This window comes from Imperialibacter sp., from assembly GCF_040222385.1.
Lineage (GTDB): Bacteria > Bacteroidota > Bacteroidia > Cytophagales > Cyclobacteriaceae > Imperialibacter.
In genome coordinates this window covers 239902-266261 of record NZ_JAVKDF010000035.1, presented here as the reverse complement: position 1 = coordinate 266261, position 26360 = coordinate 239902, and the positions used below count along the sequence as shown (strand labels likewise).

Here is a 26360-nt window from a genome sequence, read left to right as displayed (position 1 = left end):
GAGTGGTTAGTTTATGCTTCAGACCGAACGGCTTATCTTTACGAAAAGACTGCTTATAGGTGCCAGTGTGCTTTCCAGCCTGGCATTGAAGATATAATATTTTGCATACATGCCCTAAAGCAGCGGTCGAGAGGTCCGTGCCTACCCCAGCTTCACTCCAACTTCTCCAGCTCCACATAAAAAGGAAAGATGCTCCGGCCATTTACTGCATAAAACGAAGTCAGGTCGCAGTCCAATTGAGGCAGGCTGACGTTCTTCATTTCTATCATGTCGGTAGTGCTTCCGGCCACCTCCATCTGCTGGATAATGGGCCCCGTTTCGAGGTATAAGGTACCGCCACCTGCTACTGGCTGAGTGAATTTGAAACGGATATTGTATCTCCCTTCTTCAATACCGACTCTCCAAAGTCCATAAATTTCTTCCTGGGCCCAAATGCCTCTTTCGCCGGCAGCATCGTTTCGGTTAAGGATCACAGGGTTTTCCTTTGCGCCGCCAACAGCAATTCTGGGCGGGTTCATCAGGTTTTCGGAGGTAATGAGCTCCCGGTAAGTGCGATCCAACTCAACTTTCAGAGGCGTTGCTATGGTCTTGCTTCTTGCAATGATGTTGTTTTGCTCGTATGGATCGGCTTCAATATTGTACAGTTCAAAAGCTTCCAGCGGGGAATCGTAGTTAGTTTTGCCTACCAGCTTGTAGGGGCCTTTTTGCAACGCCATGTTGTTGTATAGCTCGGGATAGCGCCGGGTCCAGTAAAAGAACAGCGTTCTTTCTGACCAGTCGACCTTTTCGCCCTCTAGCAGTGGCCAAAGACTCCTGCCATCGATTTGCCGGTCAGCTGGAGCGGCTACGCCACAAGCCTCAGCGATGGTTGGCAGGATATCGATATGGGCAGCAGTGGTGGCGACATCTTTGTTGCCTTTCAGCTTGGCCGGATAGCGCAGATAAAACGGCACCCTGATTCCTCCCCGGTAAACGTCACCTTTCCGCCCTCTCATGCCTGCTACATACCGGTTCTGCTGAGGGCCGTTGTCCGTCATAAAAATGACGATGGTATTATCGGCGATTTTGATCTCGTCGAGCTTTTTGAGGAGCTTGCCTACATTGTCGTCAATATTGGTCACCATGGCATACACCCTGCGGGCATCTTCCTTGTCCTTTTCGCTCATAGGCATGAAAGGTCTGCCATCGTCAAAACCAATAGACGGATCAATGTCTTTGTACATCTGGTAGTACTTGTCGGGCACCTGTAAAGGTGTGTGTGGTGCATTGAAGGCCAGGTAACAGAAAAATGGAGATTGGCGATTATTTTCTATGAACTTCAGAGCCTGCTCAGCGAAAATATCCGAGCAATAACCCTGGTATGCCTCCTGCTTTCCATTGTGCCAGAGTGTTGGGTTGAAATAGCTGCTGTCGCCCTTGAACCAGGTGGTTACATCGCCAACCTGTCCCATACCACCTGACAGGTGAATGACAGACTCATCAAATCCCTGGTCGTTGGGCCTGCTGGGGTAATTATCCCCCAGGTGCCACTTGCCAAAGATGCCGGTGGAATAGTTGGCTTGTTTGAGCATTTCCGCCATTGTGACTTCATCAGGGGCCATGGTGGCACCGCCATTGTAAGTGTCTCTGATGCCGGTACGCAGTGAATAACGGCCTGTCAGCAGGCTGGAGCGGGTCGGGGCGCACACCGGAGATACGTAGAAATTATTGAGTCGGGCGCTTTCCCTGGCGAACGCATCAATGACTGGGGTTTTGACATGTGGGTTGCCTGTAATTCCCAAATCGCCGTAGCCCTGATCATCGGTGAGGATAATGATGACATTGGGTTTTCGCACTTGTTGAGCAAGGGCAAGAGACGGAATCGTCCAGCTAATTGTCCAAATGGTGAGCAGTACTTTTATTGTTTGGTTGTTATACTGTAACATCATCATTCTACTTTATAGAACCTATAGTTGTTGTTCCAAAGCAAGACCACCGGGCTATTCTCACTGGCAGAAAAGACAATCTGATCTCCTTTTTCCAGGTCGATGAATTTCATAGCCTCCGTCGGCGTCAGACTGAAAGAACTGTTTTCTTCGGGGTCGATCACAGTGAGCTGACCATTGGTGAGCCTTACTTCAATATAATAGCTGCCTGATCCCGGCACCTGCTCTGAATACTGATACTTTCCGACAAATTCCTGTAGTTTTTCGGGAGAAAGCTTGATGGTCTCTATGGTTCTGACATTCGACAGGCCCCAGTCGTAGTAGTCAGAGGCGGCGTTGATGATCTCGCCAATCAGGCGGCCTCCGTTGTCGGCATTGGTCATGACAATGATGGCTTCTCCCTTATGAGCAAAGGCTACCATATTGTTCGTGAAGCCTGCGTTTTTTCCACCATGCTGAAAAATCAGGCCATTGCCCTCGTTTTTCAGTGATGGCCCAAGTCCCCAGTCATTTTTGTCTTTGGTGAGCATGCGGGTCACCATTTCCTGCGATAAGATGCCACCCTTTTTGCCAGCCACAATGGATTGAATTTCAATGCAGTATTTGGCCAGATCGGTGGGGGTAGTCCAAAGGCCGGCAGCTGCCTGTTCAGGGTAGTTATGCCAAAGCCCGTCTATGAGTGTGCCTTCGCTATCATAAGCTGCGCTGGCGTTGGCTGTGAAATCGGCCGGCAGAGGCTGCGCATAGGTGCTGTGATCCATGCCCAGAGGTTCCAACACGCTTTGCTTCAGGTAAATATCAAGTGGTAAATCGGTTACATCTTCCACCACCTTTTCCATGATCGTGTAGCCTCCGCCTGAGTATCTCCAAAGGGTGCCAGGGGTTGTATCTACATAGATGGCGGGTGTGTTACCCCTGCCATTCAATACTGTTTCGATGCCAGGAAATATCATGGTAGGGTGATAACCCGGAAAACCATGAACCGTGGTGCCTGCCGTATGAGTCAGCAGGCGGCGAAGTGTTACTTTTTCGGTTTGAGTAAATTCGCTATCGGGGACTTTCCAGCTTGTGAGGTAAGTGTTTACATCAGCATCCAGCTCAACTTTTCCCTCCCCGGCAAGCTTTAACGCAGCCAGTGCAGCAATAGGCTTGCTGATGGAGCCTGCCTGAAACAGTGTGTTGACATCAACCAGACTGCCAGTTTGTGAGTTGGCGGTTCCATAGCCCCTGGCCCAGCTGATCTTTCCATCTTTTACTACGGCAATACTTACTCCAGGCACGTTATAGTGTGCCATTCTCTCAGCAAGCGTGTAGGTCTTCACCGGTTCACCTTTTATTTGCATGCCAGCCACCAGGCTGTTTTCGATGATTTGGGCGGCGTCTCCATTGCCCACCTGAGTTGAGGTGGAGCAGGAGTAAAGGGTGAGAAAACAAAGAAGCGCAGGAAATGTCAGAAGTTTCATGAAGTAGGCTAGGTGGGTTTGTACTAAGGGTAAAGTTGTTTATTAGTAAGCAAGATAGCAGAATGTACCGAAAGGAGGTCAATTCGAGGCGCATCAAAAAAAGCCACCCCGGGGGATAGCCTTTTGGTGGTTTGAATGCTGTTTTGAGGCTTTACTCGTATCTCAGTGTTTTAGAAGGGTCCAAAACAGCCACTTTATATACCTGGTAGCCGACGGTTAAAAGCGCAATCGCCAGCACAATGAGCAGCGATAAGCCAAGAAATAGCCAGGGGAAGCCAATTCTGTAGGCATAGCCATCGAGCCATTGAGTCATCCCAAAGTAGATCAGCGGTGCGCCAACCAAAAAAGCAACAGCTATCAGCGACAGGAAATCTTTGTAAAAGATGCCAATGATATTTGGTACTGAAGCTCCCAACACTTTTCTGACACCCACCTCCTTTGTACGCTGGATGGCCATGAAAGACGAAAGTCCGAAAAGGCCCAGCGTGGCTACAACCAGGGCGAGCACAGCGAATGCACCGAAAACTGCACCAAATCGTTTGTCTTCCTGATAAAGTCCCTCAAATCGCTCATCGAGAAAGGTATACCTCAAAGGGTCATTTGGGAAGAACTTCTGCCAGGTGGTTTCAAGGATTTCCAGACCTTCCCTGTACTTCCCGGCCGCCAGTTTTACCATCACCTGAGAAGGTGTATCATTGTAAAAATAAACCGTTGGCTCCACTTCATTTTTGAGCGAGCTTCTGTTCACGTCTTTTACAATACCTACGATGTCATGCTTTCGGTTTTCAGGGTTTTTTCCAAACTGCACCTTTTCATTGATCAGTGACACATCGGGCACAAGACCGAACCGCTTGATAAATGCTTCATTGACCAGCACAGTGGCAGTATCCATTCCTCTGTTTCTATCAAAGTTGCGACCATGGAGAATTTCCATATCCAGAACGCTGATTACCTCGTCATTCAAAGACAACACATAGGTAGTTGCGTCCAGCCGGTCTGTTTTACCGACGATTTTTATACCACCGCTGCTTGAGTTCACGTCGGAGCTGCCCCCACCCGGGAGGTTGGAAATCATGGCAACTCCCTGAATAGCAGGATAGGTCTTTAGTTCTTCAGCAAACAACGTCCGTTTTTGTTTGTGGGCCTCGTAGTCGGCGTCGTTTACCCTGGGGTTTCTGAACCCAACCACCTGATCGATCGACATACCGATGTCTTTGGAGCGCATGTAGTTGACCTGCTGGTAAACAATGAAGGTGCAGGCAATCAGCGAAAGCGAGGAAGCGAACTGAAGCACGACCAGGCCTTTTCTCAACCAAATACCTTGCTTTGAGTTTCTGAATTTGCCCTTCAGCACCATTACAGGTCGGAAGCCAGATAGCACAAGAGCTGGGTACACGCCCGATACCAGAGTGCCAATGATCGCAAAGATGAACACGTTCAGTAGAAACCCGGTATCATTCCATGTATGATCCAGAATTTCTTTGCTAATCAGGTTGTTGAATAAGGGAAGTGCAAGCTCGGCAAGCCCGAGGGCCAGCAGTGAGCCGAGCACATTGATCATGAATGCCTCGGTAATAAATTGGAACATGAGTTGATTTCTGCGAGCTCCCACTACCTTTCTGATACCCACTTCCTTTGCTCTGTCAAATGACCTGGCAGTAGAGAGGTTTACATAATTGACCCAGGCAATGATCAAAATGAAAACTGAAATAAGTCCAAGGAAACTGACGGCTTTGGCGCTGCCATGCATCTCGGGTTCAAAGGTGAAATCGGAATAGAGATGGATGTCGATCACAGGCTGAAGATTGAATACAAGGCTGCTTTCTTCTCCCATGTACTTTTTTGACAAAACTGGTAGCAGCGGTCTGACGTTCTCAATGTCAGCGCCCTGATCGAGTTTCACATAGGTATAGTAGTTGTAGCCATTCCACGCATCATCATCCAGTCGGTCCTTGATGGTGCTGATGGACATGAGCATGTCGAATTTGTAGTGTGTGCTCTGCGGCGGGTCTTCAACGATACCGACCACCTTAAAGTCTCTGTCGAAAGCACTTTGGAGGTAGATGGTTTTGCCTATTGGGTTTTGGTCGCCAAAATAGAATTTCGCTTTTGACGCTGACAGCACCAGGGTGTTGGGCTCTGTGAGCAGGCTTTCAGAATGACCTTCAAGTACCTTATATGTGAACAGCCTCAGGAAATGTTCGTCGACTGCCAGCACGTGCTCCTCGGTCACCAGGCTTTCGCCTTTTCGGAAAATGAGTTCTCCAAAATTCTGCGTCGTAGTGGCATCTACGATCTCAGGAACCTCTTCTACCAGCACTTTGCCAGATGGTGCGAACGACATGGCATCCCTGGTGCCCAGCACGCTGTCTACCACCTGGTCGGTGGTGAGGCGATACAACTGATCGGCATCGGCATAGTGCCGGTCATAGCTTTTTTCAAACTTTACATACTGCTGAATCAGCAGGAAGGCCGCCAGCCCAACTGCCAGCCCCATCACATTGATAAAGGTGAAAGCCTTTTGTTTCAGAAGGCTCCTGACACCTATTTTGAAATAATTCTTTAACATACCTGTGTCCTTTATAATTGAGTTTTTGAATAATGGGCGCATTAACGATGGCCGAAAAAGCACGATTACTTGCAGCATGTACTTCCAATTGGCCGCCGGCGCTGAAGTAGCTCTGTTGCGCAGGTACAATTCCTCCAGGTCACCGCTGATGTCAGGGTAAAAATCGGGATGGAGATACCACCTGAGCAGCCGGTTTGCCAGCCGTTTGATCATGTGAACTTGAAATCGAGTGCTACTGGCGGGATGGCATTGTAAAGTTCAAGACGCACATCTTTTGAGTGATCCAAAGCCTTTTTTCCATAGGCTGTGATCGTAAAGTAACGCTTGGGTTTGCCACCTCGCTCAGGATTAGGTTCGCCTTCTTTGGAGTGGAGGTAGCCTTTGCCTTCCATTCTGCGCAGGGCAGACTGAAGAGCCCCCACGCTCACTTTTCGCTTCAGTCGCTTCTCAATTTCATCTTTGAGAGCCACTCCGTAGGCTTCGGGGTACAAAACACCGACGGTCAGGAGCACAATCTCCTCGAACTCGCCCAGTTGAAATTCTTTCATATACCAATGTCTTAATTGTAGTATTGGCAAATCTAGGGAATTAGAATCAATATCCTAATTGTAGTATTGATATTGTCAGCACCGATTATAGAGCAGCTTCTTTGAAGGAAGGGTTATATTTTTCCCTCCCGAAGTATCGAAATAGCTTTTTCTACTCTCCTGGCTCTGGTTTCCTCTGTTTTCGCATCTTCAATCGGCAATACCAGTAGCTTCTTTTTGCTGTTTGAGAGCGCATCAAATTTGCCCTTGAGGTGGGGATGCGCATCTAGTGCCTGCTTGAGATCTTCAGGCAAATCCACCGTTCTGGGTGCCGTATCTACTTCTAACGTTACTTCCACTTTGTCGCCGCCACCAAGGCCAGATGCCGCCCTGTGAGCCGAACTGAAACTGATCAGGAACATTCCTCCCATCACTGCAATGGCACTTCGGTAGGTGTAATCATTGACGGTGACTACCACTAGTGGTTTTTTTCCAGCACCAAGCGCTTCTACTGTTTCCGTTGGCACCTCAATACCGGTGTTGTTGCCCATTTGCAGAATGACTGTTTTGAATTTTAGCACGTCGGAAATGTTTTGAAAAAGTGATAAGCTCAGACTAATTTTTCACTCTAAGTTTTCCGCCAAGCCAGGCACTTGGCCAGCCGAGAATAATGAGGGCGATAGGATACCAATGAGGTGGCTCACTCCACATAGCGATGGCTCCAAGGATGCCAAGCACTGTGCCAATGGAGGCCAGTACAATGGTGTGTCGCATGGGGTTAGCGTGGGACACTCTTGCCGTCACGTAACCGCCGACAAACACATAAAAGGTGCGGTAGAAAGTGACGAAAAGTTTTAGCCAAAGCGGATTTGAGTCGAATGGCAGCAACATCAAACCCGATTTCTCCAAAACAACATCGGTGACGTGAGACAATGCAAAAATGACAACCAGTCCAAGCAGAACGGCCCCTGCGCTTTTAAAGAAGTTCATAGTAGTAGGTTTAGGTTGGTGAACGTTAACTTTTCATTTTACTTATGTCCATGTAGAGCACATTCCAGCGGTGGCCGTCCAGATCAATAAAAAGACTGCCATACATCCAGCCGCTCATTGTGGACGGTTTGTGAGAGCTTTTCCCGCCAGCATCAATCGCTTTTTGAGTCAAAATATCTACTTCCTCTTTGCTCTCAGCATCTATAGAAAGCAGCACCTCGCAGCCTTTGCTTGTGTCAGCAATGTCAGCATTTGCAAAGCCCTTAAACGCAGGCTCTTCAAACAGCATCACCACCACATTTTTCTCTCCGACTAAGAGAGCCGCAGAGGTTTCGGTATCTCCAGGTCCGGTGCTGAACTGAAAACCAAGCTTTGTAAAAAAGGCTTTTGACTTCTTTACATCTTTCACAGGCAGGTTGAGCCAAAGTTGCTTTGTCATATCGGTATTGGGTTGGGTTTGTGATGGTCAAATATCTTTTTTTTTGACAAGGGCACTACGGTATGAATGCGACAAACACAAGGGTAGTCTGCGACTTGTCGCATTCATGCAAAGGGTTTTTAGACAAGGGTTTTGATTAGCTCGTCCAGATTGTCGTGCGCCATGGCGAAGCCCTCCTGGAAGCCCATGTTTACCATGGCTTCAAGCTCCTCTACCGAGTTATATGAGGTGACTACATTGACTTTGGTGCCAGTGTTCGATGAAGAAAAACTGACCTGCCAGTACGCTCCCGGAAAATCTTTATTGATATTCCCATCCTCATCGCAAAATGCATCTTTGGCCGAATAGCTGATATGAATTTTGATTTTCTCATAGTCAAGCCTGGCCCAGGCTACTTCTCCCTCAGGCCCCACCATGCAATAGTGCCAGTAGCCGCCTTCCTTAAAGTTCATCGATTTCGTTTTGGCCTTCCATGGGCTTGGAGCCCACCATTGATCCAGCAGCGTGGCGTCGGTCCAGGTTTTCCAAACCAGTGCTACGGGCGCATCAAAATGCCTTTCAACTAATATTTTCTTATTAGTCAAATCTTTGGTGAAAACTGTCTTATTCATCTTTGTCTTCTTTTAATTGGGTAAGCAAATTATCGAGTTGGTTAAATCTATTTTCCCACATTTTACGGAAGGGTTCCAGCCAATCGGCTACGGCACTCAGCTTCTCCGGCTGTACCTGGCAATAGCGCTCCCGTCCTTTTTGATCGATGACAATAAGCCCGCACTCGGTTAGTATTTTGATATGCTGCGAAATGGCAGGACGACTCATCTCAAAATTTTCGGCGATGGCGTTCAGGTTGAGCGATTTCTGCGTGAGCATATTGAGAATGTCCCTTCTGGTTGGATCGGCTATTGCCTGAAATACATCTCGTCTGATTTCCATTAATATTGCGTAAGTACTTGCTTACAAATGTATATGTAAGTATTTGCTTACGCAAATAATTTTAGTTTTTCTTCCAGCAGCATGAATAGTGGCGAGGGAAAGTGTGTCGATGCCGATCACAATTCATTGACAGTCAAACAAATGGAAGCTGTTTATTCTCTAAGTTGCATTGGTAATGCCAGCCGACTTGGCTGCTGAACTCTCTTTTTCCAAAAAATGCCCCTGCCGTATTGAGTTTGAAAATAGCTGTTTGGTGATATCTTACGTTGTTATATTGCACCTTCCAACCCTGAGACAAGATTTTGCCACATTGCCGCCTTGCACAGGCAGGGATGACTGGACTATATGCCAGAAACAAAAAGAAATAAATTCATAAAGATCATAGCGGGTATTTTGGGAGGTATCTTGTTGCTTTTCATCATAGCCGTGTTGCTTATCAGAAGTCCCTGGGGGCAGGATATCATTGTGAGCAAGGCGCTTGGTTTTGTAGCAGACAAAACAGGAGCAAGGGTGGGCATCAGACGGCTTTTCATTACTTTCTCCGGTAATGCTTTCCTCGAAGGCCTTTACGTTGAAGACCAGCAGGGCGATACCCTGCTTTATTCCGAGAGTCTGGAGGCATCGGTGGCGCTATTCCCTCTGATCAAAGGAAACGGACTCAACCTGAAAATGCTGGAATGGTCGGGACTGACAGCCAGGGTAAATAGAAAAGAGCCCAGTGGGGCATACAACTTTGATTTCCTGATAGCCGCATTTGTTGCGGAACCAGACACGACCAATGCAGCTACTGAAGCTCCTCAAGAGCAAAATTCTTTCACTATAGAGGTTGGATCGATCACCTTTAATAATTTTGATATTACTTATGATGACGAAGTCGGCGGGATGCTGGCATTGCTGAAAATAGGCAGCCTGGAGATTGAAATGGACGACTTTGATCTCGACCAGATGAAGTTTCATGCTGAATCCTTTGTTCTGGAGCACACGGAAGTAACATACAAACAAGTAAAGGCTTTATTGCAGTCAGCAGATACGGCCGGATCATCGTCAACACTCCCTTTTTTAATGGTCGACGAGCTGACGCTGGACGACGTGAAGGGCAGTTACCTGTCTGTGCCGGACTCAATTTCGGTGGAGGCGCTGATTGGCCACTTTTTTGCTGAAACACCGCAAATCGACCTCTTCAGCAACAAAATCAACATCGAATCTATTGTTTTCAACCAGTCGGATCTTTCGTATATGTCCACCAGGCGTAGGCAGCCCGATACCCAGCCGACAGACACTATTGCAAACAGCCAGCAGCCTGTAACTTTCGAATGGCCAGACTGGCAAGTGGAGGTGGGCGCTATTACCTTGGCGAACAATCAGTTCGCTTATCAGGCAGACACAATTCGCTCCCGGGAAGGAGTGTTCAATGCCAACGCCATGGCTTTCGCTGACTTGGCATTCGAAGCCTCAAATGTGGCTCTTCATCCGGGTTTGGCGCAGGCGCAAGTCAACAGCCTTTCCTTTAGTGAAGCAAGTGGCCTACACCTGACGCAACTCGCTTTTGATTTGAAGGTGGAGGACAACGCCTTATCGTTAGCAAATCTGGAAGTCGAAACAGGCAAAAGCAGTGTGAAGGGTAGCTTAAGTGTTTCTTATCCTTCCGTTGCGGAGGCGCTCAATTCACCAGAAACATCAGTATTCGATCTCTACATTGCCGAGATGGGTATCAATGTAAGCGACGCCTTCATTTTTCAGCCAATCCTTGCTGAAAACAAATATCTCGTTGCACTAGCAGAGCAAAAGTTAAGCGGCCATTTTCAGCTAACCGGGTCACTCGCCGACTTAAAGGTTAATGATGCTTTGATCAACTGGGGTGATGAAACGACCCTGTCATGGAACGGAGCGTTGAAAAATGTTCTGGACGTGCAACACCTTCAGTTTGCAGCGGCACCTTTTACTTTCAAAACAAGTAGAACGGACGTTGTTAAATTTACGTCGGAAGATGAGCTGGACGTGGCCGTGCCGACGACAATCACCCTTGACCTGACGGCCAACGGAGAGCTTGACGAGTCAACCATATTAGCCAACCTGACTACTCCGGATGGTAGAATAAACGTAAACGGTAAGTTTTCTAATAAAGAGCAGCTATCATTCGCCGCTGATATTGACGTGAAGGAACTCCGGCTCGGTAAGCTGTTGAAAAGTGATCAGATAGGCATGCTGACTTTCTCTGCGAAGGCTTCCGGATCAGGAACAAGCCTTTCGTCACTTAATGCATCGCTCCAGTCTGACTTTCAAACACTGGAGTTCAATCGCTACGATTTCTCAGGATTGACACTGGCAGGCGGCATTAACGATGGAAAAGGCGATATAGATCTTTTGTTTAAAGATGAGAACCTGGACGTTTCGCTGAAAGCCCTGATGGAGCTGGATTCTTCTTCATCAGCGGTCAACATGGTGCTTGATTTGAAAGGGGCGGATTTGCTGGCTCTTGGTATAGCCAAAGAAGACATCAGAGCCAGATTCAGGCTGGAGGCCAATTTTGAAGGAAATGCAGATGCATTTCACCTAAAAGCAGACATAGAAGATGGTCTTGTCATCTACGATAGCCGATCCTTCCCACTGGGTGCCTTTAGTGCAGAGGGGATCGTAAGGCATGACAGCACCAGTTTACGGGTGGCGAGTCGTTCTTTGCAAATGAATGTAGCATCAAACACGTCTCCAGCGCTGCTAGTAGCTGCCATTGACAGGCAACTTAATGCTTACTTTTCTGATTCAGTGGCGACCGACACAGTTTTGCGAAATACCGTCATGGATATGTCCTTGACGGTTCGGCAGTCGCCGTTGCTGAACGAAGTGCTGCTGCCGGGGCTGGAACGCCTGGACTCAGTTACCATCATCGCTACGTTTGATGAGGCCAGGCATGAGCTGGCGGCTGCGGTCAGGGCGCCGCTTATTGCCTATGGAGGAAGCAAAGTGGACAGCCTTCGTTTCGACCTCACAGGCGGGAGAGACAGCGTGACTTTCGACTTTGGGTGGCTGGGCGTTGAAGCAGGCCCTCTAGCCGTTCAGAGAACCAACATAGCCGGAGCACTTAGGAACAAGCTGCTAACGTTTGACTTCGACAGCTACGCTGAAGAGGAGCCGATTGCACATGTGCAGTCTGAGGTTAGGTTTGATGGTGATACGATAACTTACCATGTTGTTCCATCGGGTTTTGTGCTCGATAAAACCCCCTGGTCCATTGAAGAAACAAATGAGATACGCTATGTCAATAGGCTGCTGACCTTCCAGGATTTCACGTTGAGCAAGAATCAGCAGTCGCTCACCGTTAGCTCCAGCCTGCCCAATATAGAAAAGGCGCATATTGGAATTGACTTCAGGAATTTTAGCCTTGCCACGCTGCTTAGCTCACTTAACCCCGACCAGCCGCTCGTTACGGGAGTGCTGTCTGGTGATTTCATTGTGGAGGATCCGTTTGGTAACACAGGCCTCTTGGCCAGCCTCAAGATTAACCAGCTCAACGTGATGGAGGTCGATATGGGCGATATGGTAGTTAATGCGAAATCTATTGGAAGAGGTAGCTACGACTTCAACCTGGCCCTCAAAGGCGGCAATGCGGATCTTGACCTGACAGGCGACTACCTGGCTGATGAGGCAGGAGCAAAAATGAACCTCGATTTGAAGCTAAATGAAGTGAAAGCCAGTGTGATTGAGGGGTTTGCAAAAGAGACCTTTTCCGAAGCCAGTGGAAGTGTGGCGGGCGTAGTTAAAATAAGCGGCACCACTGCTTCTCCGGAATACACAGGCACTATTCGGTTTAGTGCTGCCAGCCTTATTGTGAATAGCTTAGACACTCGTTTTACATTGCCCGACGAAACACTCAAGGTTGATAATACCGGACTGTACATGGATAATTTTACAGTAGTCGACAATGATGAAAACGCCTTTAGGCTTGATGGAAAAGTGTTGACAGAAAACATCAGCAATCCTACCTTCCAGTTGACGATCAACGCAAGAAATTTCCAGCCTGTCAATGCGTCCAAACAAGACAATGAACTGTTTTACGGAAAAGTAAAAATGGATGCTGACCTCACAGTGGGCGGCGACCTGAAAGTGCCAGTGATCAAGGGCAAGCTTGCTATCAAAGAAGGTACCGACTTCACCTTTGTAGTGCCTGAATCACAAGTGGATGTGATGGAAAGAGAGGGTGTGGTACTTTTTGTTAACAGAGAAGACCCCGACGATATTCTGACCAGAGGAGATACCAAGACGGCTTCTGCACAACTGGTAGGTTACGATGTGAATACTACTTTATCAGTAGACAAAAACGCAACGTTCAAAATTATTATTGATGAGAAGACCGGTGATAACTTTCAGGTGTCCGGCACGGGCGATTTGATAGTAGGGCTTGAACCAAATGGCCGGACGACACTTTCCGGCACTTATTCCATTAGCAGTGGGCACTATGAAGCGAGCTTGTACAACCTGGTAAAAAAACGCTTCGAGATTTCCCCGCAGAGCACCATTACCTGGCGTGGCGATCCATTGGACGCTTCACTAAATGTGCGGGCTATCTACAAGGTGGAAACTTCGGCAGCACCGCTGATGGCCATCAGAACGTCCGGTGAAAGCACTGGCCTGGCCAGTAAGTATCAGCAGAAACTTCCTTTCCTTGTTTATCTGAATGTGGATGGGCAACTGCTCCAGCCTGAGCTATCCTTCGCACTGGATATGCCTGAGGATGAACAAGGGGCCATTGGCGGCGACGTGTATGGCAGGTTACAGCAATTGAACAGCCAGGAGAGTGAGTTGAATAAGCAGGTGTTTTCCTTGCTGGTGCTCAATCGCTTTTTTCCAGGCTCGGGCAGCGATGGAAGTGGCGGAGGCGCTGCGGCGGTCGCACGGGGCAACGTAAACAAAGTGCTTTCGGGGCAGCTGAATAATTTTTCCGACAAACTGGTAGGCAAAACTGGTCTTGATCTCAATTTTGGACTCGATAGCTATACCGACTACCAGGGAGAAACTCCCCAGGACCGAACCCAGCTTGACATCAATGCACAAAAGAAGCTGTTCAATGACCGCCTGATTGTTCAGGTGGGTAGTGCCGTGGATATAGAAGGGAGTAGCCAAACAACGGAGGGTACAACACCTGTTATTGGCAATGTCAGCCTTGAATACCTGCTCTCAGAGGATGGACGGTATCGACTGAAGGGCTTCAGAAAGAACGAATTTGAGAGCGTAATTGACGGACAGCTGATCGTCACTGGCATTGCTTTTATGTACAACAAGGAGTTTAATAAGTTCAGGGAACTTTGGCAAAAAATAGCGAAGGACGAAGGAGTGGAAGGCGAGATTGAAGGAAATAAAGCTGAAAAGAAATAGGAGTTTGAAGGCATTCATCAAAATACCGGTCTTTGTTGCGGCGTGCTTTGTTGCAGGCATGGTTTCCTGTCGGGTAAAAAAATTTATCCCGGAGGGCGAATTGCTCTATACAGGGTCAAAGATCGACTTGAAAGCGGAGACCAAAGTGCGGCATCTCAGTGAGATAGAAGACGAGCTGGAAACTGTGATGATGCCTGAACCCAACTCCAAAATATTGGGGATTCGTCTGGGGTTGCTGGCTTACTACAAGGCACAAAGGAAGCGCCCCGGCCTTTATTACCGATTCCTGAACAAGAAAATAGGCGAAAAGCCTGTTTATCTTTCTGATGTGAATCCCTTGCGGGTAGAGGAGCTGATGAACAACCGACTGGAAAACCGGGGGTTTTTCAGAAGTGACATTAATTCGTTGGAGAAAAAAGGAAAGCGTACCGGCACAGTTCAGTATGCAGTACAGGTAAAGGCACCGTACACCATCAGAACCTACCAGCTGGATAGTGGTAGCCTTCCCATTTACAAGGAAATTGGTGAGTACATGGATCGCAGCGGCTTCGTTAAACCGGGTGCCCGGTTCGATTTGGAGCGTTTCAAAGCGGAGCGGGATCGGATCGACCTTTTCCTGAAGAACAAGGGCTACTACAATTTCAATGCTGACTTCCTCATTTTTGAGGCCGACACTAACGGGCTCGCAGACAAATCTGTCGACCTGTTTCTAAGGCTCAAGAAAGATGTGCCTCATAAGTCGGTGATTCCTTATGAAGTTGCGTCCATCAATGTGTTTCCACACTATTCACTGAACGAGGGCGTGAAGAATGACACAGTAACACTGTCGGAAATCAAATTTATTCAGGACTCGGGCTTTTTTCAGCCCCGGCGCCTGGCGCCTTATGTTTTGCTTGAAAAGGGCAAGAGGTACAATCCCACTGACTCACGCCGAACAAGCAACCGGCTTTCGTCGATTGGCACCTACAAGTTTGTGAATATTCGTTACGATGAGGTAGGCCAGGAAAACGGCGGTGATACTTTGGGTTATTTGGCGACCAATATTTACCTGTCACCACTTAAAAAACGAGCACTGCGAGCAGAGCTTCAGGGGGTAACGAAGTCAAACAACTTTGTGGGGCCGTCATTGTCGCTTACCTACAGCAATCGCAATCTTTTCCGGGGAGGAGAAACGCTGAACCTCACAGGCCAGGCTGGCTATGAGCAGCAGTTGATCAAAGGCGACAATACCGGCCTAAGTAGTGTGCAGCTGGGCTTAAAAGGTGATCTTGTTTTCCCGAGGCTCCTTTTCCCGGGTGAAGTGGGTCGAAAATTTAAATACGCAGTGCCTAAAACACGGTTTAGTACGGGGGTTGAGTACCTGAATAGGAGTAAGCTATATACCCTGCAGTCAGTCACAGGCTCCTTTGGCTACAACTGGAATGCCAGCAGGTATGTTTATCATGAGCTGACTCCCTTGAGTGTCAATGTTGTGAACCTTGTCAATACGTCGCCGGAGTTTGAGACCATACTGGCGGAAAATGAGTTTTTGCAAAGCAGCTTTGACCAGAAGTTTATAGGAGGCCTCACCTACACCTTTACCTACAACGAACTATTAAGCTCGGGCATCAGGAATCCGTTTTTTGTGACGCTTAATGTGGATGTAGCAGGCAACGGACTGGGTTTACTTAACAAGGTGGCTTCACAGACAGAGAAAAACACCTTCCTCGGTTTGGAGTATGCCCAGTACTACAAGAGCGACATCAACATTCAGCATTATGCTTACATCAGTAAGACACAGAAGCTTGTGACCAGGCTTTTTGCTGGCTTTGGTTTTCCCTTTGGCAATTCGGTAACCTTGCCCTTCTCCAAACAGTACTTTTCCGGGGGGCCGTACAGTGTTCGGGCTTTCAGGGTGCGGTCGTTGGGGCCTGGCACCTACTATCCCGATAGCGAAAACGTAGGCTCATTTTTCGATCAGGCTGGCGACATCAGGCTGGAGGCCAACCTCGAATATCGGTTTCCGATCTATTCGTTTCTTAAAGGTGCCTTGTTTGCCGATGCGGGGAACGTTTGGCTGACCAACGAAAACGCTGCGTTGCCCGGTGGCAAGTTCACTTCCGGGTTTATTAGGGAGCTGGGGGTTGGCGTGGGAACAGGCTTGCGGGTGGACATTCAGAATTTTGTGATAAGGCTCGACCTTGCAACTCCCATTCAGAAGCCCTACTTGCCAAAGGGCGAACGCTTCGGGTTTGACTACAAAAACCCGGCGCTCAATTTTGCTATTGGGTATCCTTTCTAGTTACTGAGCTCCATTAGTTCGTGAGTAAGATTAGCTTTTGCCTGAAGTTCATACTTCGAATGAAATGCGTCAGTTTTGAAAATTATTTTCCTGTCCAGGAAATGCTGAACCACCTTTCTCCTCCCTTTTCTATACACAAAGTTGGGGTAAACAGCATACTCCTTTCTCACTGCCCTGGTGTATGTCTGATAGATTTCAGAGCTTTCTCCCAGAATTGCCAGGTCAATGTCGAGTAGGTACTGGGTATCGCTGTCTTGTGTGGCAGTATGCTCCTTTGTCGCCAATATTTGCTTTACGCATCGTTCTATTTTTTCTTCGGGAACTCCCAGCATCCGTAGTGCGTCGTTGGCGGCCACAGCACTTTTCTCCTCGTTGTCATTCCTGAGAGCGTTGTACGCAAAGTCGTGATAGAAAATGCTGAATAAAAGTGCATCAAAATCAGCAATTTGCGACTTATGCGCTGTGGCCTGGCCGACCATATATTCAATATGGTTCAAATTGTGGTAGTGCCGACCAGATGACAAATACGCATTTTCAATCTCCTGCCATAGCTTATCAATCAATACCTGATCTTGCGAATAGGCTATAGCCAGATCGTGCCATATCTGCCTGATGTTTTTCATGCAACTGCACCGTTTCGGTTCATCATGAATAGCAGCCTGTTTCCCCCGAGATCAATTAAGGTTATTGATTGCGCTGGCAAGCTTTTGCTGAACCTCCTTTGCTATGCCTTCCAGGTCTGTGTTTTTTACTGAGCCCATGGAAGCGATTGGGTCAACTGCCGATACCTCAATTTCTCCGTTGGCCTGCTCTTGCACCACCACATTACAAGGGAGGAATACGCCGATTTTATCCTCACTTTGCAGGGCTTTGTAAGCGAACTGCGGATTGCAGGCACCAAAAATTTTGTACTTTCTGAAATCTACATCCAGCTTCTTTTTCAGCGTTTCTTTGATGTCAATCTCAGTCAGTACCCCAAATCCTTCTTTTTTCAACTCAGCGATCACTTGTTCTGTTGCTTCATCGAAGCTTTTACCCTTTAGTATTTTATTTATGCTGTAGCTCATGGCTTTGCGATTAAATAGTGTTGCTAATTGTTCCTATTCTTTCAACAAAAAGCCGGGAGATATCATTCAGAAAAATCAGCCTTTACTCACCAGGCAATGCGGATAAGCTCTATCAATTTGAAGCCATTCTCCTTTTTCGCCACTTTACCATCTCGTACCAAACTACAAACAGGAAGCCAATCCCACCACTTGTGCCTAACTGTCCCAAACCAAGGGACTCAAAACCAAAGAACCGTGTAAGCGGGGGTGCGAAGAGAAGCAACCCTAAAATGATGATAGTGATGCCGATAATGAGTGGAACCAGGTTGTTTTTATACTTTAAGGTAGTGAGGACTGAGTAGAAAAACGACCTGTTAACCAGTGTGAGGAAGATATTAGAAGAGATGAGGGCCACAAAAACCATGGTGCGGGTCACCTCTTCACTGGCGCTTGCATTCACTGCCAGCTGGTAGGTGAGCAACGTGCCCGCTGTGATTGCTAATCCTTGCACCACACTGGTGGTAAGCTCCCTCGAATTGAAGAAAGTGCTGCTGAACGGGCGTGGTTTTTGGATCATTGTATTTTTCTCCAAAGGCTCATTTTCATAGATGATTGAGCAGGTAGGCCCCATGATCAACTCAAGCAAAATGATGTGCAGGGGCGAAAAGATATTGGGATATATCCAGCCCAGAGCCAGTGGAAGAAACACAGTAAGGATGATCGGTATATGTATGGAAATAATATACTGGATGGCTTTTTTCAGGTTCGTATAGATTTTCCGTCCCATGGCCACTGCTTCCACCATTTTGGAAAGGTCGTCTTCCAGCAAGATAAGCGACGCTGCCTGCTTGGCGATTTCTGTACCTTTCTTGCCCATGGCAATGCCAATGTGGGCGGCTTTCAAGGCAGGCCCGTCGTTGACGCCGTCGCCTGTCATGGCCACAATCTCGTTCCTGGCTTTCAGGGCATTAATAATTCTCAGCTTGGCTTCGGGAAACATGCGGGTGAATACTTGCATCTCTTCTACTTTTTCCTTCAGCTCCTCTTCCGTTAGCTGCATCAACTCATCACCGCTGATGCTTTTATCGAACCCGTGGAAGCCCACCTGTCGGGCAATGGCACCGGTGGTGAGGGCATTGTCTCCAGTTACTATTTTTACCTGGATGCCTGCGGCGTAAAACTGTTCCAGCACCAATGGAATATTCTTTTTTGGGGGATCGTAAAAGGCCACCAGACCTTTGAAAGCAAAGGCAAACTCCTGCTGAGTAGACGGGAAGTTGTTGCCGTCAAAATGTGCTTCGCCCACTCCCAGCACCCGGTAGCCATCTTTAGCCAGGGTGTTAATAGCTTCATGCACTTGCTCCTTTTCACCTACCGACAGGCCAGATACAGCTATCATCGCTTCGGGCGCTCCCTTGGCAGCAATGATTCTTTTACCCTCTTGGTCTTCAAAAATATGCGTCATCATCGGCGGTTTCCCACCCAGCGGATACTCATGAATCATTTTGAAGGCAGTCCGTTCATCAGCTACCGTAAATTGTCCGTAACCTTCGTGCAGCGCCACTTCCATAGGGTCGAAAGGGATGGGTTCGCTGGCCCACATAGCCAACCGAACAAGGGACTGAGCATCTGCTGAAAGCGGCCTACTGGCATCCACTATGTCCTGCGAAGACAGCACAAACAACCTTGCCAGGCTCATTTTGTTTTCAGTAAGGGTACCAGTTTTGTCGGTGCAAATCACCGTGGCACTGCCCAGCGTCTCCACCGTCTTCATCTGCTTCACCACAATACCAAGCTTCATCAGTCGCCAGGCCCCAAGCGCCATGAAAGTGGTGAACGCCACAGGAATTTCTTCTGGTAAAATGCTCATGGCAAGGGTGAGGGCCTTCAGCAGACTGTCCAGCACATCGTAAGACCGGAAATAATTGATGGCCCATACAACCAGAAAGACAATGCCACCGATTAACACCATCTTTTTGACGAAGTTGGCTATCTGCTTTTCCAGTGGGGTTTTCTCTTCGGCAATGTCCTCCAGGCTCTTACCAATTTTCCCAAGCTGGGTCGCATTGCCAATGGCGGTAACAGTGACTATGGCCAACCCGCTGGCTACTGTGGTGCCCAGCGAAACCTTGTTATCTTCCTTAGTTGCATCTTTATATACCGCCATCGACTCTCCAGTGAGAATCGATTCGTTGACTGAAAAATCATTGGAATGTACGATGATGCCATCTGCGGCAATGGTATTGCCCTCCTCCACCATCAGGCTGTCGCCCACCACCAGGTCTTTGCTTTGTATTTCTACTGTCTGCCCGCCTCTTATCACTTTGCACATGGGCTGGGTGAAGTTCTTGAGCTTCTCGAGGGCATTGCGGCTGCGGGAGTCCTGATACAGAGAAATACCTGCCACCAGCACAATGGCTGCCGCCAGAAAAAGGCCATCACCTATATTGCCGGTAAAAAAATAGATGGAGGAGACCACCAACAGTAGCACGACCATGGGTTCTGCGGCGATACTTTTGAGGGCATCGATAAGGCCGCTCTCTTTTTTGTAGTTCAGTGTGTTGGCACCATACTTTGCCCTGGCTTCGAGGACATCCTCAGCTGAAAGACCCTGAATCTTAAAATTATTGCTGGCCATAATGGGGTCGTTGTGTAGTAGTTTCTTGCATCATCAGCCTGGCGATGTTTACAGTTCGTTTAGGAAAGTAGCACAAAGAATTGGTTCACGAGCTAGAAATGAATAAGTAATCCTGAAAATGGCTGACCGCTGTACATGGCAGGCGGCTAAACTGCGTCTGTATAAGAGACACGCACTGCCATAAGTGGGTAAGTTTTTTTGCAAAAGACTCATATTGAAGCTATTATCGCAGTTTCTGGGAATGTGGGAAGTGGTGCGCATGAAAGTGATGCGCAAATGAAGATTAAAAGCTTCATGATTTTTAATGCATAAGTTGCAGGCAAGTGTTTCCTGGTAATTGGCGCAGAAATGGCTTAAAAGTTGGATAGTATAAAGACTGCAGGACATTTCTAGCCATATGTTTATTTGCCTTGAAAGTAGTAGATACACCCTATAGCTAATAACACAGAATAATGATTGTAGGCCTTCTAAAAGAAAGCGGAAATGAACAGAGAATCGCTTTTTTACCGGAAATCGCTGCCAGGTTGGTTCAGCAGAAAGTTCAGGTTTATGTAGAAAAAGATGCAGGGTTAGCGGCATTTCAATCCAACCAATTATACGAGGACGCAGGGGCGGAGATAGTTTCGAGAGAAGCGGTCTTGGCTAAATCTGATTTACTGCTGCAAATCGGAGAGCCCGCTCCCGAGTTGATTGAGCAATTGCGGAGCGATACAGTATGGCTAAGCCAATACAATCCCCTCTGGAATAAAGATCTGGTGAAGCTGTTTCTTCAAAAGGGCATTACCAGCTTCAGTATGGATTCCATACCCCGCACGTCGAGGGCGCAGGCGATGGATGTGCTTTCTTCGATGGCTACTGTTTCAGGCTACAAAGCCGTATTGGAAGGAGCCAGCCAGCTCCCCAACTTTTTCCCTATGTTCATGACCGCAGCAGGGACCATCCGTCCGGCCACCGTATTGGTGCTTGGAGCCGGAGTGGCGGGTTTGCAGTCGATTGCCATTGCCCGAAAGCTGGGTGCTCAGGTGCAGGCTTTCGACGTGCGTTCGGCCGTGAAAGAGGAGGTGATGAGCCTGGGAGCCAGGTTTGTCGAAGTGGAAGGTGCTAAAGAAGACGCTGCGGCAGGTGGATATGCGGTGGAGCAAACGGAAGAATTCAAACAAAAGCAGCAACAGGCCATCAACGACCATGCTGCAAAAGCTGACGTGGTAATATGCACGGCCCAGATTCCCGGAAGACGAGCACCGGTGCTTCTTCCAAAGGAGGCAGTAGAGCGAATGAGACCAGGATCGGTGATCGTTGATTTGGCGGCTTCAAGTGGTGGCAATTGTGAGCTGACACGGGACAATGACACCGTTGTGCATCATGGTGTGAAAATCATCGGGCAATCAAATTACCCTTCGCTGATGCCGGTAGATGCCAGCAAGATGTACGGAAAAAACGTTTTTAATTTCCTCGAATTGCTGATTGCCGACGATGGGTCGCTCCATCTCAATTTCGAAGATGACATCGTGGCCGGCACGTGTATCACCCACAAAGGTGAAGTTTTGAATAGCCGGGTAAAATCACTTTTTGGAGAGCTAATTGATATGTAATGGAGCAGGTATTTGTTTTCTTTTTCACCTACAGAGAGGCCATTTTCATTATCGCCTTGTCGGTTTTTTTGGGAATTGAAGTGATTTCCAACGTGCCATCCGTGTTGCATACTCCACTCATGTCGGGCGCCAATGCTATAAGCGGTGTGATCATTATTGGCGGGATTATCCTCGTTGGCCATGCCGATACGTCAAAAGTATCGCTGGAGCTGATTTTGGGAATTCTTGCCATCATTTTTGCCACGCTTAATGTGGTTGGTGGTTTTGTGGTGACAGACCGCATGCTGGAGATGTTCAAAAAGAAAAAGAAATAAACCTTCTATGGATCAGGTAATTGGAAGTTTAAATGGTGTCGATTTCACCCTGGGCGGGGCTTTGCTCGAGTTAAGCTATTTGCTGGCCGCTCTTCTCTTTGTGGTAGGGTTACGGCTGCTGAGCCACCCGGAAACGGCCAGAAAAGGAAATTTCTATGCGGCTGCTGGAATGTTTTTGGCCATGGTCACCACACTGCTGCTGCACAAAGACAGCCAGGGAGAAGCTATTCCACTGGCCAACGTATGGATCATTCTGGCGGCGCTGGGAGTTGGCACCGTCTTAGGTTGGGTAGCGGCACTGCGTGTTCAGATGACGGCAATGCCTCAGATGGTTTCGTTTTACAATGCCACAGGCGGTGCGGCGTCGGCCCTGGTGGCGATGCTGGAATTTCCGAATACCGACATGAGCAATGTGGGTTCGGCGCTGGCCACACTGCTGGGACTGATAGTAGGAAGTGTCGCCTTCAGTGGTAGTATGTTGGCATACGGTAAACTCGACGGAAAAGTTGGAGACACTGTCTCTGGCTGGATGAAATACTTGAATTTGGTTCTACTGCTCGTGGTGGTGGGGCTGTCGGCTTACATGATGGCTTCGGGCCAAACAGCGGGAGAGCTGAGCTGGGCGTTGTATCTGCTGCTCGGTATTTCACTGGTGTACGGGATCACCTTCGTGATGCCCATTGGTGGTGCCGACATGCCGGTTGTGATTTCCCTGCTCAACAGTCTCACGGGCATCGCTGCCACCATGGCTGGGTTTATTTACGGCAACCAGGCGATGATCCTGGGAGGTATTTTGGTGGGTGCTGCAGGCACTATCCTTACGGTGCTTATGTGCAATGCTATGAACAGGTCACTGCTCAATGTAATTCTGGGAGCCTTTGGCGGGGCGGGGGCAAGTGCCGGTGCCGGGCCCGAAGGCGACATGAAGGAAATCAGCATGAGCGATGCGGCCATTTTGCTTTCTTACTCTAAAAGTGTGGTGATAGTGCCTGGCTACGGTCTGGCTGTGGCGCAGGCACAGCATGTTTGTCATGAACTCGACATGCTGCTGGCCGACAAGGGTGTGCAAGTGAAGTACGCCATTCATCCGGTGGCCGGCCGCATGCCCGGGCATATGAATGTGCTGCTTGCAGAAGCCGATGTGCCTTACAGCCAACTGGTGGAGATGGATGACATCAACACCGACATAGCCAACACCGATGTGGTGGTGGTCATAGGTGCCAACGACGTCGTGAATCCGGCCGCCATCAATAATCCCGGCAGCCCCATTGCGGGCATGCCAATCATCAATGCACACCTCGCTAAGAACATCATTGTGATGAAGCGGGGCAGGGGCAAGGGCTATGCCGGCATCGAAAACGAACTCTTTTTTGACCCTAAAACCAGATTGCTGTTCGGCAATGCCAAAGACACTTTGCAGAAGCTTGCCGGCGAGGTGAAGAGCTTGCATTAGGAAGAAAAATCCTCGACGGCTTTTCAGGTTAACCAAGGCCATCACAGGTGGCCCTGGTTTCAAAAAGAACCTGATGCAGTGTTATTTATTGAAGCCCTATGAAATTGCTCGCATTTTGGAAGTAAACCTTTTCCAATACCTCCCTGGATAGGCCCAGGCCCCTTGTGTGTTGCTTCCTGATGACCAGCGAGTCGGTGGTGCTTAGGTACCGCCACAGGTCGTTGTAAGTGGCATCGAGGTCATCCTGCTCAGCGTTTAGCTGTTCGGCTGTCCAGCCCTTTGCCGGACCGTAGTTCCCAAAGTCGGTGCCGAACATGATCCTGTCCTGGTACTTCACATAGAATTCCCTCACCTTGTCGCTGTTCTGGCTGGCCAGGTCGCCAAACCGGGCAGCAGGCTCAACCATCATGTTTGGATATTTGTCCAGGCGCTCAGCCACCATATCCACGTTGTGCGACATGCTGCCCATGTGGGCGCACAAAATGGGCAAATCCAGATTTGCTGCAATCCACCGGTCACGGGCAGCGATGATGGTTTCATAGCCTGGGATCTCAGGATGGGCGAACGCATGGTATTGCGGATTGTTTTTGTAGTACTCGTAGTGCGGGTTCATTGGGTCGTCCAATGGTCGCCATGCCTGCACCGGCTCCCCGATATGGGCCATCACGGGGATGCCGGTTTCCTTTAGAAAATCCCAAATAGGCTGTAGCCGGGCATCGTCAATCTGGATGAAATTGCCTGAAGCATCTTTTGTCACCATGCCGAAGTTCTTCCACACCTTCACCATTTTGGCTCCGGTGGCAATCTCCTCTTTCAGCCGTTCAATGTTTTTGGTGGCAAAGTCCGGGTCATCGATGCCCACACCCACCAGGGAACTGCATAGATAGAATATCTCTGGGTTTTCGATGTTCATGTCTACATACTCTTCCCAGCTGCGCCGGATGCCAGCAGAATCCTCATGAGCCACATCCACCAGCACGGCCTGCATGTTCCAGTCCTGAAAAAAGGAGGAAAGGTAGGGTCGGGGATAGCGATAATGCGCATGCACGTCAATTTTGCGAATCGACTGCTGGTCAATGGCCTCTGGCTGGCTGGAGCCCGTTTTTTCCTTAGCGGGGCTACAAGACCCAACAACGATTAGCAAGAAAGCAAAATAGGTTATGTTGTTCATAGGTGGTTGCTATTTTTAGGCTAGTAGTTCAAGAAAGCGCTGTTGCTCACGAAGGCGATGCGCTTCCCATCGGGTGACCAGTTCGGCACATTCATAGAGCCCTGACCTCCATAAATATAGCCAATAATTTTTGGCTCACCCCCGGTAATCGGCATTAGCCGGATATAGCAATGCTTGTAAAATGGGTGCTGCCCTGAGTCCACCGTTCTTGGGAAAGAAATGAAAACGATCCATTTGCCGTCGGGAGAAATGTGTGGAAACCAGTCGTTCAGCTCATCGAACGTTACCTGCTCCGGATTGCTTCCGTCGGGCTTCATGCGCCAAATCTGGCCAATGCCAGTCCGATTGGAGTTGAAGTAGATATATTTCCCATCCGGGTATATTCCGGCCCGTCGTCAAGTCCGGGAGTTTTAGTAAGCTGTACTTCCTGCCCCCCTGACGCAGGTATTTTGAAGATATTCCATGCATTGTCACGCACGGCGGTGTATACCAGCTCTTTGGCATTTGGCGACCAGCCATGAAGGTAGGAGGGGCCATTTGGGGTGAGCCGTTTCGGGTTGCCGCCCTTTCTGGGCATCGTGAAAATAATCGAGTGCCCGTCTTCCGGTGGGGTGCTGCTGATCCCCATTTGCTTTCCATCAAAAGACAGCACATGGTCGTTGTTGTTTCTGATGGCAGCACCTGTTTCCAGTTTTGTTGGCTTTCCGGTTCTCAAATCAAAATCATAGAGCAATCCACCGGAGTTAACAGTAAAGACGTTGTCGTCTACCATCCAGTTGGGTGCCTGCCAGGAATTATCTGCGCTGAAAACGATTGTCCGATCACCCGTGGCCACGTCCATCAACTCAATATGACTACCGATGTAATCTCTGTAGGGCACATAGTCTGGCTTTGGCGGAACAATCACCCGCACATTTTTGAATGTGGCCGTTTCAACCACGTCAGGATTGTGGGCGCACACCGACAGACCAATATACACCTCGTTGCCCAGCTCGATGCCCGATACCTGCTCCTCAAAAAATCGCTCTCCCATTTTAGCTGCCGACATGATGAAGGTGTCGCCTCTTCGCTCCAATTGAATGACATTAGCGTGGGTCATGGCAAACGCCTTCTGATCCATGTCCGACTGTGGGTTTTCACGGAACTGCAACGATACAAGCCCATCGCCATGCACAGCTGCCGACACGCAAGGGGAGTTCACTTCGAGGCTATGCCTTACCATCCAGCCAATCTTACGGTGTGGGTCAACACCCTCACCAACAAATGCTACGTTTGCCCGGAGGATAAAGTCTCCTGTCATTTTGCGGTAGGCATACTGAAACTCATCTTTCTGGCTCCATATGTTTTCCCCTGAGCCCGAAATGGTATATGACTGCTTGTTTGAATCGTAAGTCGTTTTTCCGACTGTTTTCGTAGCGCCCACGTCTGCGTTGTTGGTGAACACTCCCAGTGTGCCGGGCTGCGCCATGGTGGAGTGAAGAAGTAGTACAAAGATGAAAGTGCTGCAAAGGTTAAATAGTGGTGTTTTGATTTTCATAAAGGTGTTGTTAGTCACTGAGGTAAAAAGATAGATGATCCACCGGCTGAACTGCCGACGGAATTTACAAGTGAGTATAAAAAAACAACTTCCCGTGGATGGCATTGTGAAT

At 48.6% G+C, this 26360-nt stretch carries 20 protein-coding genes; 5 read left to right on the top strand and 15 right to left on the bottom strand.

From position 1 onward, the window contains the following. Nucleotides 1–152: 152 nt before the first annotated feature. The 9 genes from RIG68_RS17005 to RIG68_RS16965 all read right to left on the bottom strand — a co-directional run bounded on the left by RIG68_RS17005 (nt 153) and on the right by RIG68_RS16965 (nt 8846). Complete coding sequence (locus RIG68_RS17005; protein ID WP_350124808.1) at nt 153–1925, bottom strand: arylsulfatase; 1773 nt, start codon at nt 1923–1925, stop codon at nt 153–155. Nucleotides 1926–1927: 2 nt separating this feature from the next. Then, complete coding sequence (locus RIG68_RS17000) at nt 1928–3388, bottom strand: serine hydrolase domain-containing protein (protein ID WP_350124805.1); 1461 nt, start codon at nt 3386–3388, stop codon at nt 1928–1930. Between the two features lie 151 nt (nt 3389–3539). Next, a complete protein-coding gene (locus RIG68_RS16995) occupies nt 3540–6170 on the bottom strand; it encodes an ABC transporter permease (RefSeq protein ID WP_350124802.1) in 2631 nt (876 codons plus the stop codon). Then, nucleotides 6167–6505, bottom strand: a complete 339-nt coding sequence (locus RIG68_RS16990) for a PadR family transcriptional regulator (RefSeq protein ID WP_350124799.1) — start codon at nt 6503–6505, stop codon at nt 6167–6169. Before RIG68_RS16990 ends, RIG68_RS16995 begins: the two co-directional genes overlap by 4 nt. A gap of 113 nt (nt 6506–6618) precedes the next feature. After that, nucleotides 6619–7065 carry a YdeI/OmpD-associated family protein gene (locus RIG68_RS16985; RefSeq protein ID WP_350124796.1) on the bottom strand — a complete coding sequence of 149 codons (447 nt, stop codon included), beginning with the start codon at nt 7063–7065 and terminating at the stop codon, nt 6619–6621. A gap of 34 nt (nt 7066–7099) precedes the next feature. Next, nucleotides 7100–7474 carry a hypothetical protein gene (locus tag RIG68_RS16980; protein WP_350124793.1) on the bottom strand — a complete coding sequence of 125 codons (375 nt, stop codon included), beginning with the start codon at nt 7472–7474 and terminating at the stop codon, nt 7100–7102. A 25-nt stretch (nt 7475–7499) separates the two neighbouring features. Beyond that, nucleotides 7500–7913, bottom strand: coding sequence for a VOC family protein (locus tag RIG68_RS16975; RefSeq protein WP_350124790.1), 414 nt, complete (start codon nt 7911–7913; stop codon nt 7500–7502). Nucleotides 7914–8032: 119 nt separating this feature from the next. Continuing rightward, complete coding sequence (locus tag RIG68_RS16970) at nt 8033–8524, bottom strand: SRPBCC family protein (protein ID WP_350124787.1); 492 nt, start codon at nt 8522–8524, stop codon at nt 8033–8035. Next, nucleotides 8517–8846, bottom strand: a complete 330-nt coding sequence (locus tag RIG68_RS16965) for an ArsR/SmtB family transcription factor (protein WP_350124784.1) — start codon at nt 8844–8846, stop codon at nt 8517–8519. The genes RIG68_RS16970 and RIG68_RS16965 overlap by 8 nt, the downstream gene beginning before the upstream one ends. A gap of 345 nt (nt 8847–9191) precedes the next feature. Here RIG68_RS16965 and RIG68_RS16960 point away from each other — a divergent pair, with 345 nt between their 5' ends. Both RIG68_RS16960 and tamL read left to right on the top strand, forming a co-directional pair. Then, entirely contained in the window at nt 9192–14216 is a 5025-nt protein-coding gene (locus RIG68_RS16960; RefSeq protein ID WP_350124781.1) for a translocation/assembly module TamB domain-containing protein, read from the top strand. 4 nt (nt 14217–14220) lie between these two features. Further along, nucleotides 14221–16497, top strand: coding sequence for a translocation and assembly module lipoprotein TamL (gene tamL, locus RIG68_RS16955; protein ID WP_350124778.1), 2277 nt, complete (start codon nt 14221–14223; stop codon nt 16495–16497). Here the strand turns inward: tamL and RIG68_RS16950 are convergent. The 3 genes from RIG68_RS16950 to RIG68_RS16940 all read right to left on the bottom strand — a co-directional run bounded on the left by RIG68_RS16950 (nt 16494) and on the right by RIG68_RS16940 (nt 20181). Continuing rightward, nucleotides 16494–17120, bottom strand: coding sequence for an HD domain-containing protein (locus tag RIG68_RS16950; RefSeq protein ID WP_350124775.1), 627 nt, complete (start codon nt 17118–17120; stop codon nt 16494–16496). The two genes, tamL and RIG68_RS16950, sit on opposite strands and share 4 nt — an antisense overlap. A gap of 51 nt (nt 17121–17171) precedes the next feature. Further along, complete coding sequence (locus RIG68_RS16945; RefSeq protein WP_350124772.1) at nt 17172–17564, bottom strand: DUF302 domain-containing protein; 393 nt, start codon at nt 17562–17564, stop codon at nt 17172–17174. A gap of 112 nt (nt 17565–17676) precedes the next feature. Next, complete coding sequence (locus RIG68_RS16940) at nt 17677–20181, bottom strand: cation-translocating P-type ATPase (RefSeq protein ID WP_350124769.1); 2505 nt, start codon at nt 20179–20181, stop codon at nt 17677–17679. 452 nt (nt 20182–20633) lie between these two features. On the opposite strand from RIG68_RS16940, the gene RIG68_RS16935 reads away from it, so the two are divergent. From RIG68_RS16935 to RIG68_RS16925, 3 genes are read left to right on the top strand one after another with little or no spacing between them, the layout of a single operon-like run. Further along, complete coding sequence (locus RIG68_RS16935; RefSeq protein WP_350124766.1) at nt 20634–21773, top strand: Re/Si-specific NAD(P)(+) transhydrogenase subunit alpha; 1140 nt, start codon at nt 20634–20636, stop codon at nt 21771–21773. Beyond that, complete coding sequence (locus tag RIG68_RS16930) at nt 21773–22087, top strand: NAD(P) transhydrogenase subunit alpha part 2 (RefSeq protein ID WP_350124763.1); 315 nt, start codon at nt 21773–21775, stop codon at nt 22085–22087. The genes RIG68_RS16935 and RIG68_RS16930 overlap by 1 nt, the downstream gene beginning before the upstream one ends. A 7-nt stretch (nt 22088–22094) precedes the next feature. Further along, on the top strand, nt 22095–23540 hold the full coding sequence (locus RIG68_RS16925) for an NAD(P)(+) transhydrogenase (Re/Si-specific) subunit beta (RefSeq protein ID WP_350124760.1): 1446 nt from the start codon (nt 22095–22097) through the stop codon (nt 23538–23540). 85 nt (nt 23541–23625) lie between these two features. On the opposite strand, the gene RIG68_RS16920 is transcribed toward RIG68_RS16925, so the two are convergent. From RIG68_RS16920 to RIG68_RS16910, 3 genes are read right to left on the bottom strand one after another with little or no spacing between them, the layout of a single operon-like run. Continuing rightward, a complete protein-coding gene (locus RIG68_RS16920) occupies nt 23626–24711 on the bottom strand; it encodes an amidohydrolase family protein (protein ID WP_350124757.1) in 1086 nt (361 codons plus the stop codon). 20 nt (nt 24712–24731) lie between these two features. Continuing rightward, nucleotides 24732–25028, bottom strand: coding sequence for a TolB family protein (locus RIG68_RS16915; protein WP_350124754.1), 297 nt, complete (start codon nt 25026–25028; stop codon nt 24732–24734). Continuing rightward, nucleotides 25025–26248 carry a TolB family protein gene (locus tag RIG68_RS16910; RefSeq protein ID WP_350124751.1) on the bottom strand — a complete coding sequence of 408 codons (1224 nt, stop codon included), beginning with the start codon at nt 26246–26248 and terminating at the stop codon, nt 25025–25027. Before RIG68_RS16910 ends, RIG68_RS16915 begins: the two co-directional genes overlap by 4 nt. Nucleotides 26249–26360: the final 112 nt, after the last annotated feature.

Excerpts from the sequence above, each read along its gene's own strand:
- RIG68_RS16960 (WP_350124781.1), top strand. The coding sequence starts at position 9,192 with ATGCCAGAAACAAAAAGAAATAAATTCATAAAGATCATAGCGGGTATT.
- RIG68_RS16925 (WP_350124760.1), top strand. The coding sequence starts at position 22,095 with ATGGATCAGGTAATTGGAAGTTTAAATGGTGTCGATTTCACCCTGGGC.
- RIG68_RS16980 (WP_350124793.1), bottom strand. The coding sequence starts at position 7,474 with ATGAACTTCTTTAAAAGCGCAGGGGCCGTTCTGCTTGGACTGGTTGTC.
- RIG68_RS16995 (WP_350124802.1), bottom strand. The coding sequence starts at position 6,170 with ATGATCAAACGGCTGGCAAACCGGCTGCTCAGGTGGTATCTCCATCCC.
- RIG68_RS16990 (WP_350124799.1), bottom strand. The coding sequence starts at position 6,505 with ATGAAAGAATTTCAACTGGGCGAGTTCGAGGAGATTGTGCTCCTGACC.
- RIG68_RS16970 (WP_350124787.1), bottom strand. The coding sequence starts at position 8,524 with ATGAATAAGACAGTTTTCACCAAAGATTTGACTAATAAGAAAATATTA.
- RIG68_RS16910 (WP_350124751.1), bottom strand. The coding sequence starts at position 26,248 with ATGAAAATCAAAACACCACTATTTAACCTTTGCAGCACTTTCATCTTT.
- RIG68_RS16930 (WP_350124763.1), top strand. The coding sequence starts at position 21,773 with ATGGAGCAGGTATTTGTTTTCTTTTTCACCTACAGAGAGGCCATTTTC.
- RIG68_RS16920 (WP_350124757.1), bottom strand. The coding sequence starts at position 24,711 with ATGAACAACATAACCTATTTTGCTTTCTTGCTAATCGTTGTTGGGTCT.
- RIG68_RS16940 (WP_350124769.1), bottom strand. The coding sequence starts at position 20,181 with ATGGCCAGCAATAATTTTAAGATTCAGGGTCTTTCAGCTGAGGATGTC.
- RIG68_RS16915 (WP_350124754.1), bottom strand. The coding sequence starts at position 25,028 with ATGAAGCCCGACGGAAGCAATCCGGAGCAGGTAACGTTCGATGAGCTG.
- RIG68_RS16965 (WP_350124784.1), bottom strand. The coding sequence starts at position 8,846 with ATGGAAATCAGACGAGATGTATTTCAGGCAATAGCCGATCCAACCAGA.
- RIG68_RS17005 (WP_350124808.1), bottom strand. The coding sequence starts at position 1,925 with ATGTTACAGTATAACAACCAAACAATAAAAGTACTGCTCACCATTTGG.
- RIG68_RS16950 (WP_350124775.1), bottom strand. The coding sequence starts at position 17,120 with ATGAAAAACATCAGGCAGATATGGCACGATCTGGCTATAGCCTATTCG.
- RIG68_RS17000 (WP_350124805.1), bottom strand. The coding sequence starts at position 3,388 with ATGAAACTTCTGACATTTCCTGCGCTTCTTTGTTTTCTCACCCTTTAC.
- RIG68_RS16935 (WP_350124766.1), top strand. The coding sequence starts at position 20,634 with ATGATTGTAGGCCTTCTAAAAGAAAGCGGAAATGAACAGAGAATCGCT.
- RIG68_RS16945 (WP_350124772.1), bottom strand. The coding sequence starts at position 17,564 with ATGAGCTACAGCATAAATAAAATACTAAAGGGTAAAAGCTTCGATGAA.
- RIG68_RS16975 (WP_350124790.1), bottom strand. The coding sequence starts at position 7,913 with ATGACAAAGCAACTTTGGCTCAACCTGCCTGTGAAAGATGTAAAGAAG.